This window comes from Kitasatospora sp. NPDC056327, from assembly GCF_042261735.1.
Classification (GTDB): Bacteria; Actinomycetota; Actinomycetes; order Streptomycetales; family Streptomycetaceae; genus Kitasatospora.
The window spans coordinates 1-9,912 of sequence record NZ_JBHJRC010000305.1 but is presented as its reverse complement, the minus strand read 5'-3'; the positions used below and the strand labels follow the sequence as shown (position 1 = coordinate 9,912).

The 9,912-nt window shown below is 76.9% G+C and carries 5 protein-coding genes; all 5 read right to left on the bottom strand.

Features of this window, described 5'->3' with window-relative positions:
• Positions 1–78: 78 nt before the first annotated feature.
• The 5 genes from ACFCX4_RS30615 to ACFCX4_RS30595 all read right to left on the bottom strand — a co-directional run bounded on the left by ACFCX4_RS30615 (position 79) and on the right by ACFCX4_RS30595 (position 9,800).
• A complete protein-coding gene (locus ACFCX4_RS30615; protein WP_376149500.1) occupies positions 79–1,239 on the bottom strand; it encodes an AAA family ATPase in 1,161 nt (386 codons plus the stop codon).
• Entirely contained in the window at positions 1,236–6,398 is a 5,163-nt protein-coding gene (locus ACFCX4_RS30610; RefSeq protein WP_376149497.1) for a hypothetical protein, read from the bottom strand. Before ACFCX4_RS30610 ends, ACFCX4_RS30615 begins: the two co-directional genes overlap by 4 nt.
• Positions 6,395–7,249, bottom strand: coding sequence for a DUF4132 domain-containing protein (locus tag ACFCX4_RS30605; RefSeq protein WP_376149494.1), 855 nt, complete (start codon positions 7,247–7,249; stop codon positions 6,395–6,397). Before ACFCX4_RS30605 ends, ACFCX4_RS30610 begins: the two co-directional genes overlap by 4 nt.
• A gap of 157 nt (positions 7,250–7,406) precedes the next feature.
• Complete coding sequence (locus ACFCX4_RS30600; protein ID WP_376149491.1) at positions 7,407–8,693, bottom strand: PQQ-dependent sugar dehydrogenase; 1,287 nt, start codon at positions 8,691–8,693, stop codon at positions 7,407–7,409.
• A 303-nt stretch (positions 8,694–8,996) separates the two neighbouring features.
• The gene (locus ACFCX4_RS30595; protein WP_376149488.1) at positions 8,997–9,800 is read right to left on the bottom strand and encodes an ABC transporter ATP-binding protein; all 804 of its coding nucleotides are present in this window, start codon (positions 9,798–9,800) and stop codon (positions 8,997–8,999) included.
• Positions 9,801–9,912 lie beyond the last annotated feature (112 nt).

The window sequence follows — 9,912 nt, the reverse complement described above, 5'->3', positions numbered from 1 at the left end:
ACGGTGCCGGCTCCCCACGGCGGCGGGCGGGGGGGGCGCCGCGCCCGGGGGGGGCCCCCGCCCCCGGGCCGGTGGGGCTCAGTGCTCCAGGGCGGAGCGCAGGTCCCAGAGGGTGCGCCAGGTGGCGGCGCCCTGTTCGGCGCGACGGCGGACCGGGCCGTCCCAGTAACCGAGCAGCCGGGCGCCGTCGGCCGGGTCGTCCTTGCGGACCACGCCGATCAGCTGGCCGGGCAGCCGGCCGAGCAGGTCCCCGCCGTCGGGCAGGTAGGCGGCGGTGACCCCGAGCGCGGTGGCCACCGAGACGGCCTCGGCGGTGCTCATCACGGTGGACGGGCGCTCGACGTCCCAGCCCTCGGTCGAGCGGCCGGTCCGCAGGTCGCGGAAGGCGGTGACCAGGGCCTCCAGCACCGCGTCGTCGACCGCGAAGGCCGCCCCGGCGCGGGCGACGGCGGCGGTGGACTGGCGGCGGACCAGGTCCACCTCGGCGGCGAGGCTGCCGATCGGGCCCACCGTCTCGAAGTTGAACCGCCGCTTGAGGGCGGCGGACATCTCGCTGACGCCCTTGTCCCGCAGGTTGGCCGTGGCGATCAGGGTGAACCCGGGGACGGCGTGCAGCTGGCCGTCCGGGCCTCCGGCGAGTTCGGGGACGGCGATCCGCCGCTCGGAGAGCAGCGAGACCAGGGCGTCCTGGACCTCGGGGAGGCAGCGGGTGACCTCCTCGACCCGGGCGACCGCGCCGGTGGTCATCGCGGTGAGCACCGGCGAGGGCACCAGGGCCTCGCGGCTGGGGCCCTTGGCGAGCAGCAGCGCGTAGTTCCAGCCGTACTTGAGCTGGTCTTCGGTGGTGCCGGCGGTGCCCTGGACGGTGAGTCCGCTGGTGCCGCAGACGGCGGCGGCGAGCAGCTCGGAGAGCATCGACTTGGCGGTGCCGGGCTCGCCGACGAGCAGCAGGCCGCGCTCGCCGGCCAGGGTGACGACGCAGCGTTCGACCAGGGCCCGCTCCCCGACGAACTTCTGCTCGATCGCCAGGCTCCGGCGGCCGGCCTTGAGCTTCTCGCCGCCGCTGCCCATCACGAAGGTGACGACGGCGCGCGGGGTGAGCCGCCAGCCGGGCGGACGCGGGCCGGAGTCGTGCGCGGCCAGGAACTCCAGTTCGGCCGTGTACTTCTCCTCCGGAGGGACGACCTGCCGGTCGGCGGGCCCGGCGGCGCCGGTGGGAGTGGCTGTGGTGGTGGTCATCGGCGGGCCTTCCTGCGCTTGCCGGTCTGGAGCTGTTCGAAGCCGGGGGCGTCCCCGTCGGTGACGCGCCGCCAGGCCCGGGCGAACAGCTCGGGGACGGCCTGCTGCGGCAGCGCGACGTGGTGGGTGGGCAGATCGTAGAGACCGGACTTCCAGGTCTCGACGGGCAGGCCGGGGGCCTTGGCCTCCTGCCAGCCGCCGGGGAGGAAGCAGCTGCGGCCGGCCCGGGCCCGCTTGGCCTCCAGGACCAGCCCGGCGGCCACGAGTTCGGCCCGCGCCTTCTTGAGCCGGGCGGGCCTCCAGCCGGTCCAGCGGGCGACGTTGCGGTCGGTCGGGTCGGGCAGGGCGAGCAGCTGGAGGTAGACCACCGCGGCGTCCTCGCCCAGCTCGTGGGTCTTGGCGACCTCGGTGACCAGCTCGGGCACGGTGAGCAGCGGGTGGTGCTGCCAGAGCTCGGCCCCGGCGTCACCGGCGGCGGCCGCGCCCTCGGCGCCGGCCCCGGCGGGCGGCTCCGGCAGGGCGACCAGCCGGTCGAGGTCCCCGTTCAGGAGCGCCGTGAGGACGGGCCGCTGCCGGGAGAACCAGTGGCTGTCGGCCAAGCCCTCCAGCAGGTCCAGCGCCGGGTCCTGCGGCCCGGTGAGGCCGGCCGGGCGCCACCAGATCTGCTCGGCCTCGTCGTGCGAGGGCGTCAGCACCACGGCCTCGCCGCAGCGGACCAGTCCGTCGGCGTCACCGCCGCCCTCGGCGGGCAGGCCGTAGCGGGTGCGCAGGAAGCCGGCCAGCGGCACGCCCTTGCTGTTGCGGCGCAGCTCGTAGGCGAGCAGCAGCCCGGGGTCGGCCAGCCGGGTGCGCAGCGCCTCCACGGCCGGGGCGAGCCGGGCGCGCAGCGGGCTGTTCCAGGGCAGCCGGTAGGCGAGCCAGGCGAGGGCGGTGGCCGCGTCGGAGAGGCTGTTGTACTCCGGCAGCGCGTCGCCGTCGTCGGCGCGCAGGCGGATGTCGCCGCCGTCGTCCGCCGCGCGCACCCGCTGGCGGGTGGTGCGGCTGAGCCAGGGGGTGGTGGCGGCGTTCAGGATCTCCTCGACGACCTGGATCCGGGTGCCGCTGACGGTGGCCTGCTCCTCGGCGGGCAGAGTGACGAGCCGTCCGAGGCGCTCGGTCCAGCGGGCGGCGCCGGCCGCGGTGTCCGGCCCGGTGGTCCAGAGGTCCTCGGGGTCGGCGGGCATCAGGGCCGCCCAGACCTCGACGAGGACGGAGCGGTCGCGGCCGCGCAGCCAGTCGCGGGCGGCCTTGGCCTCGGCGGACTTGAGGCCGTACTCCTTGAGCGCCTCGGCGGGCAGCGGCGCGCCGTACCAGTGGATGAGCGCCTCGGTGGGGCTGAGCAGCACGGCGGAACGGATGGCGCCGATGCCGGTGCGCTCGCCGAGGTCGGCGGCGCGGTCGCCGCGGTGGGTCGTGGCGCCGCGCTCGGCGAGCAGGGCGGTGAACCGGGTGAACCAGGCGGCCGAGAGCCGCTCCTCGGTGACGCGCTCCCGGCCGGTGCCGAAGTGGGCGACCGGGCCGAAGGCCCCGCTCGGGTCGTGGTCGGCGGCGAGCCAGTACACCTTGTCGTCGTCGTGGTGGCTGCAGGCCAGCAGCACGACGGTGCGGTCGCCGTGCCGCCAGACCTGGCCGGCCCGGCGCTCGTGCTTGCCCTCGTCGGCCCGCGGGTCGTTCAGCGGCTCGGTGAGCAGGACCTCGCGCAGGGTGGCGCCGCGGTCGGCGAGCGGCCCGGTGGTGAGCTCGGTGAGCAGCAGTCCGAGCGAGGCACGCCGCTCGGCGGAGGTCAGCGGCGCGGCGGCGGCGTAGGCGAGGGTGCCGAGCCGGCCGAGCGCGGTCAGCCAGCCGTGGTGGTTGTCGTCGCCGTGCAGCTCCACGGTCCGCGGGGTGCTCCAGCCGTCGCCGTCGGCCGCCGGCGGCTCGGCGAGGACGGCGGTGACCGTCCGGAGGTTGTTGAGGACGCGGTAGCTCGCGCTGCGCTCCCAGGAGCGTCCGAACCCGGCGAGCCCGGGCAGCAGCAGATGAACGGCCTCGCCGAGTTCGTAGTCGGTGCCGTGCTCCGGCCGGTGGGGGTACTCGGGGCCGCTGCGGGCGGTGGCGGAGACGTCCTCGGGCTGCGGCAGGTAGCGGGCGACCGTGTCGAGCAGCTTGGCGGCGGTGCGGGCGAGGCCGGTGACGCCGGCCAGCAGTCGGCGGTGGGTGATGCCCGGCAGGACCTCGGCCACCGCGTCGAGCGGGAGCCCGTCCACGGCCTTCCCGCTGCTGACGACCGGGCGGCGCACGCCCTGGACGGTGATCCAGCGCTGCTGCCCGGCGGGGACGGGTTCGGCGTCCGCGGGCCAGGTGGCGTCGATGAGGCGGGCGGCCTGCTCGTCGGTGACGGCGCGCAGCAGGGCCGAGCCCTGCTCGTCGCGCGGGCTCAGCAGGTGCCAGTGGGAGATCGGCAGCACGACGGGGGTGCCCGCGGCGTCCAGACCCCCGGGCCGGCCGAGCTCGAAGTCGGCCGTGAAGCCGGTCCGGTCGGCGGCGACGGGGCCGTCCGCCGGGGAGTCCGCGGCGGGCAGGCCGAGGGCGAGCTCGTGCCGGATGCCGTTGGAGACCACCGGCCGGGCGCCACCGGGCAGGGCGAGCAGGCCGAGCGGGTACGTGCGGTGCCCGCTCCCGGCGTTGTCGACGACGAGCACGGTGCCGTCGGCGGTGGTGGTGGTGACCCGGGTGCCGTCGACCCGGACCCAGTTGCCGAGCACGGTGCCGTCGGTGCCGAGCGGGGTGCTCTCCAGGCCGGGCAGGAGCGGCAGCAGCTGGGTGTGGCCGGTGTCGAGGCGGCCCGCGGCGGCGCCGGCGGCGATCCGCGGCGGCTCGGAGACCCGGCCCAGGGTGCCGGTGGCGGCGTCGAGCTCCTGCAGCACCTGGCCGCCGCGGGCCCAGCGGGAGGTCCAGTGGCCGATGCCGTCGCCGAGGACGTGGTCCTGGGCGGGCGCCGTGGTGTCGCCGACGTGCAGCGGGCGGTGGCCGGTGCTGCGGCCGCCGCCGGGCAGCGGGACGGTGGGGACCTCGATCTCGTCCCGGCCGCCCCAGTAGTGGACGATGGTCTCGCCGCCGAGTTCGAAGACCTCGGCGGGCCGGCCGGACCAGTAGGCGCGCTGCTTGCCCTCCAGGGACCAGGCGACCAGCAGTTCGCCGTCGACGAAGCGGAAGCGGGGGCGCTGGTGGCTCTCCTGCTTGTCGGGGATGCGCAGGGTGTGCTCCAGCACGATGCCCTGCGGGCCGACCACGACGGCCTGGTTGCCGAGGCCGAGCACGAGGTTCGGCCAGGCCTCCTGGAGGGTCAGCCCGGCGGGGAGCGAGCGGCCGTTGCCGTAGCCGGGGGTGTCCCCGCCGTCGGCGCCGAGGGCGGCCAGCGCCTCCTCCAGGGCGGGCCAGCCGAGTTCGTCGAGGATGCCGGCCCGCAGGGCGCCGGCGAGCAGGCCGGCGACGTCGAGGCCGGCGATCCGCTGCGCGGCGGCCGGGCTCTCGTCGCGGATGCCCCGGCGGTGGGCGGTCAGTTCGCGCAGCAGCCCGAAGGCGCTCTCCAGGCCGCGGGCGGCCTCCAGTTCCTCGGCGCGGGCCTCGGACCACTCGACGAAGAGTTCGCGCAGTACCGGCCGGGCGGCGAGGCCGCGGCTGTCGACGGCGTCCCAGACGTCCGGCACGGCGGTGCGCAGCAGGGGGCGCAGGCGCGGGTCGGCGGCGACGGCGGCGAGCGTGCGGCCCTCCGGGCCGGAGACGGCGACCCAGTCCTTGAGGTAGAAGGCGAAACCGGGGGGCGGGTCGGCGACGGGGATGCCCTCGGTGAGCAGCAGGTCGAGGATCTCGACCTGGGCGGGGGTGCGGCGGACCCCGTCGAAGAGGTCGACCGGGACGCCCTCGGCGCGCAGCCGGTCGAGCATCCGGACGGCCAGGGCGAAGGTCTCCGGGTTCAGTCCACGGGCGCCCCAGCCGCGGCCGAGGTGGTTGGTCCAGCGCCGCAGCCAGGCCCCGGCGGGCTCGGCGGGCGCGTCCCCGGCCGGGTCTGCGGCGACGGCGGCGGGGTCGGTGAGCAGCCGCTCGGCGCCGCTCTCCGCGAGCAGCGAGAGCCAGAAGGCGTCCTGGGCGTCGCGGTCGTTGCCCGCCGGGTCGGGCAGCAGCTCCAGCAGGCGGGCCCGGACCGCGGCGTCCTGCCGGCCGAGCTCGACCACGGACTCGCGCCAGCTCTTCCAGAACGAGGCGGGCGCCCGGTTGACGGAGGGTGAGGCGAGGAGTTCGGCGAGGAGTGCCCGCTCGTGCTCCGCGCGGTCCAGGCCGGCGGCCTTCAGCAGGGCGCGGGCGTCCTCGGCGATGCCGGCGTAGGGCGCCATGCCGGCGGCCGAGCGCTCGGTGCACAGCTGGCGGAACCGCTGCCAGGCGGTCTGCGGGTCGAGCCGGTCGCCCAGCTCCTTGACGTACTGGCGCAGCGCCTTGACGCTGAGCGCGCCGGCCAGGGCGAACTCCAGGAAGACGGCGCGCAGCCGCTCCTCGTCCACGGTGAGGTTGTGGGTGCGCTCGGCCTCGCGGGCCCGGCCGAAGAAGGTGCTCGCGTAGGTCTTGTTGTCCTGCTCCAGGAAGATCCGGCCGACCTGCTCGCAGTAGGTGGGCAGGAAGTGCGGGACGGCGCGGCCGAGCCGGCGGGCGAGTTCGTCGAAGCCGTCCTTGGCGTGGCCGGGCTTGGACTTGGCCTGGCGGGCGAGCCGCTCCATCTCCTTGACCAGGGCGAGCGCGTGGTGGCCGTTGGCGGGGTCGTGGACCAGCGCCCAGGCGGGGAAGCCGAGTGCCTCCTGGCGGACCTGGCCGACCTCGGCGGGCTCCCCGTCGAGGGCGAGCCCGAGGAAGTCGACGGCGAGGTCCTCGGCGGGGCCGAGCGAGCCGGGCACCAGCCGGACGATGCGGCGCCCCTCCAGGGCGGGGTGGGTGTAGCCGCGGGCGGTCAGCACGTCGGCGGCGCTCTCGGGGGCGCCGGCGCCGGCCAGGGTGCCGGGGGCGAGGATCGCCCCGGCCTCCAGCAGGCGTTCGTGGCGGGCGGATCCGGCGCCGGCGGCGGCGCGGTCGGTTCCGGTGGTGGTGCTCATGCGGCTTCCTCCCCTTCGGTCTTGCGGCCGGCGTACAGTGCGGCGGCCATCCGCATCCCCTCGGACCAGGCGACCGGTCCGATCCCGGCCAGCGGCAGGACCTTGCCGTCCGGGCCGGTCCAGCTGAGCGCGCCGGTCTCGCACTCGTCGTACTCGTAGTAGTCGCCGACCCAGACCCGGGCCTCCAGGGCGCGGCCGTCCTCGACGACGGGCAGCACGGCGTGGCCGCCGCGGACGCGGTAGCCGAGCCTGGTGCAGCGGCCGATCAGGTCCCGCAGGGCGGCGAAGCGGCCGCCGGCGTAGGTGTCGACCTCGGTGCCGGTGACGTCCGCGGGCCGGATCCAGACCTCCCGGTAGAGCTGCTGGACCTGCTGGGAGACCCCGAGTTCGACCGCGAACTCGCGCAGGTCGTCGAGGTCCTCCAGCAGGACCGGGTGGGGTATCCGGAGCTCGCCGGCGGTGAGCCGGACGGTGTCGCCGTCGAGGTCGACCAGGCCGAGGCCGCGCTCGGCGTCGGCGCCGCGCAGGAAGCCGGCGACGGCGCCGTCGGGGCCGGTGACCACGAGGTCGCGGAGCACCTCCTGCCACGCCTCGTCCGCCCAGACGGCGGTGACGACGGCGGCGGGCACCGGCAGCGAGCGGACCATCCACCGTTCGGCGGTCTCCAGGCAGCCGCGCCGGTGCGCCTCCAGCCACTCGGTGAGCTGCCTGAGGCCGACGACCACCGGGTCGTCGTTCAGCTTCGGCGGGACGGCCTTCAGCAGACGGCCGGCCGCGTTGCGGCAGACCACCTTGCCCTCCTCGTCGAAGGCGACGTGATAGCCGCCCGCTCCCGTTTCCACCCAAGCCACGGCCGCGCTCCTCCCGATCGGTCAGTGATGGGAGGAACGTAACGGGGCACACTGACAACTCGACCGGCAGGGATGGGTACTGAGCGGTAGGAAGTGGTCGATCCCCGGTCGAACCACGTTCAAACCGCTCGAACAGGTGAACGGAAATGACCTGTGGTCACCTGTCGGTGACGGTCAGCCGCAGGATCCGGTCGTCCCCCGGCCGCGGGTCGCCCCGGCCGTCGGTGTTGTCGGTGACCACCAGCAGGGTGCCGTCCCGGTCGGCCGTCACCGTGCGCAGCCGCCCGTAGGCGCCGGCGAGGAACTCCTGCGGGGCCCCGGCGGGCCGGTCCCCGAGGAGGGGGACCCGCCAGAGCCGGGCGCCGCCCAGGGCCGCCATCCAGACCGCGCCGGAGGCGTACGCGATGCCGCTCGGGGAGGCGTCGGCGGTGTGCCACTGGGCCAGCGGGTCGACGAACCCCGGGCGGCCCGCGGTGCCCTCCACGGTCGGCCAGCCGTAGTTGCCGCCGGGGGTGATCAGGTTCAGTTCGTCCCAGGTGTCCTGGCCGAACTCCGAGGCGAACAGCCGTCCCTGCGGGTCCCAGGCCAGGCCCTGGACGTTGCGGTGGCCGAGCGACCAGACCGGCGAGCCGGGGAAGGGGTTGCCCGGCGCGGCGGCGCCGTCGGGGGTCAGGCGCAGGATCTTGCCGCCGAGCGAGTCCCGGTTCTGGGAGAGCGAGCGGTCGTTGGCGTCGCCGGTGCCGGCGTACAGGAGGCCGTCGGGGCCGAACGCGATCCGGCCGCCGTTGTGCCGGGGGCCGTGCGGGATCCCGGCCAGCAGCACGACGGGCTCGCCGAGGCGGGCGCCGGCCGGGGCGGCCGGGTCGTAGTCGAGGCGCACGATCCGGTTGTCGGAGGCGGTGGAGAGGTAGGCGTAGACCCGGTGGTCGGCGGCGAAACCGGGCGACAGGGCGAGGCCGAGCAGGCCGCCCTCGCCGCCGGGGGTGACCCCGGGCACCGTCCCGGCCGCGGTCCTCGTGCCGTCCTTCGCCGAGACGTGCAGGATCCGGGCGTCGTCGCGCCCGGAGACCAGCAGGTCGCCGCCGGGCAGGACGGCCAGGCCCCAGGGGGACTCCAGCCCGTCGGTGACGGTGCCCCGGACGTCCACCGAGGCGGCCGCGGCCGGCACCGACGGCGGCCCGGCGGACGGCGTGGCGGGGGCCGGCCCGGAGCCGGGGTCCGTGGCGGCGGACGACCCCGGGACGGACGGCGCCGAAGCCGTGCCCGGAGCGGGAACGGACGTGACCGGCACCGGGCCGGAGACGGACGCGGAGGGCGGCGGGACGGACCCGCCGTCCCGCCCGGGAGCGTCGGCCGAGGAACAGCCCGCGGCGGCGGCCGAGCCGATCGCGAGGGCGGCGAACAGGGCGGCGGAGCGGCGGAGCGGCACGGAACGGCGGAGCATCGGTGACCCTTCCGGAGGCGGCGGGCGCGCCGGCGGCACGGGCGCCCGGCGGACGCCCGGCCACCCAGCAGACCACACCGCCGACGGCACCCCCGCCGCAACCCGCCGCGCCCGCCCACCGGTTCGAACGGGCCGCCGGACGGCCCGGCGGACGACCGGTACGGCGCCGGCCCGGACCGCGGACGACCCGCACACCCCCGGCCGGGCACGCGGAGGACCGGCACGCCGCCGGACGGCCCGGCGGACGCCCGGCGGGCCCCGGCCCGTGGACGGCCCGCGCGCCCCGCCGGCCCCGCCCGCGGATCAGCCGACCGGCGAGGCCGCCGCCCGGCTCCCGGCACGCGGGACGATCACCGGCGCGCCGTCCCCGGGGGCCGTCAGCACATCGCTGTCGACGTCGTACAGCGCCCGCACCAGCGGCGCGTCCACCACCTCGCGCGGCGGGCCGCAGGCGATCACCTCGCCGCCGCGCATCGCCACCACCAGGTCGGCGTAGCGCGCCGCGGCCGCGAGGTCGTGCAGCACCATGACGACGGTGCGCCCGCCCGCCGCGACCTCGCGGACCAGTTCCAGCACCTCGACGGCGTGGCCCAGGTCGAGCGCGCTGGTCGGTTCGTCGAGCAGCACCACCGGCGCGTCCTGGGCGAGCACCATGGCCAGCCAGCAGCGCTGCCGCTGACCGCCGGAGAGCCGGTCCAGCCTCCGGTCGGCGAACTCCTCGACGCCGGTGGCCCGCAGCGCCTCGGCGGTGAGCCGCTCGTCGTCGGCGGACCACTGCCGGAACAGGCCCTGGTGCGGATGGCGGCCGTAGCGGACCAGCCCGGCGACGGTGACCGCCTCGGGCGCCTGCGGGCTCTGCGGCAGCAGGGCCACCCGGTGGGCGGCCTGCCGGGGGCGCAGCTTCCAGATGTCCTCGCCGCCGACCAGCACCCGCCCGCCGTCCGGCCTGTGCAGCCGGGCGATCGAGCGCAGCAGGGTGGACTTGCCGCAGCCGTTGGGGCCGACGATGGCCACCACCTGCCCGCCGGGCACGGTGAGGTCCACGCCGCCCAGCACGGGGCGCCCCGGGCCGTACCCGGCCGTGAGGCCCTCGACCGTCAACTCCATGGCGGGTTCCTTCGATGGGAGAGCGGGTGGGGGGTCGGTTGGAAGAACGGGGAGAACCGGGAGAACAGACCGGGGGGAACGAAGCGGGCGGCGGGCGCCCCGTGAGGAGGGG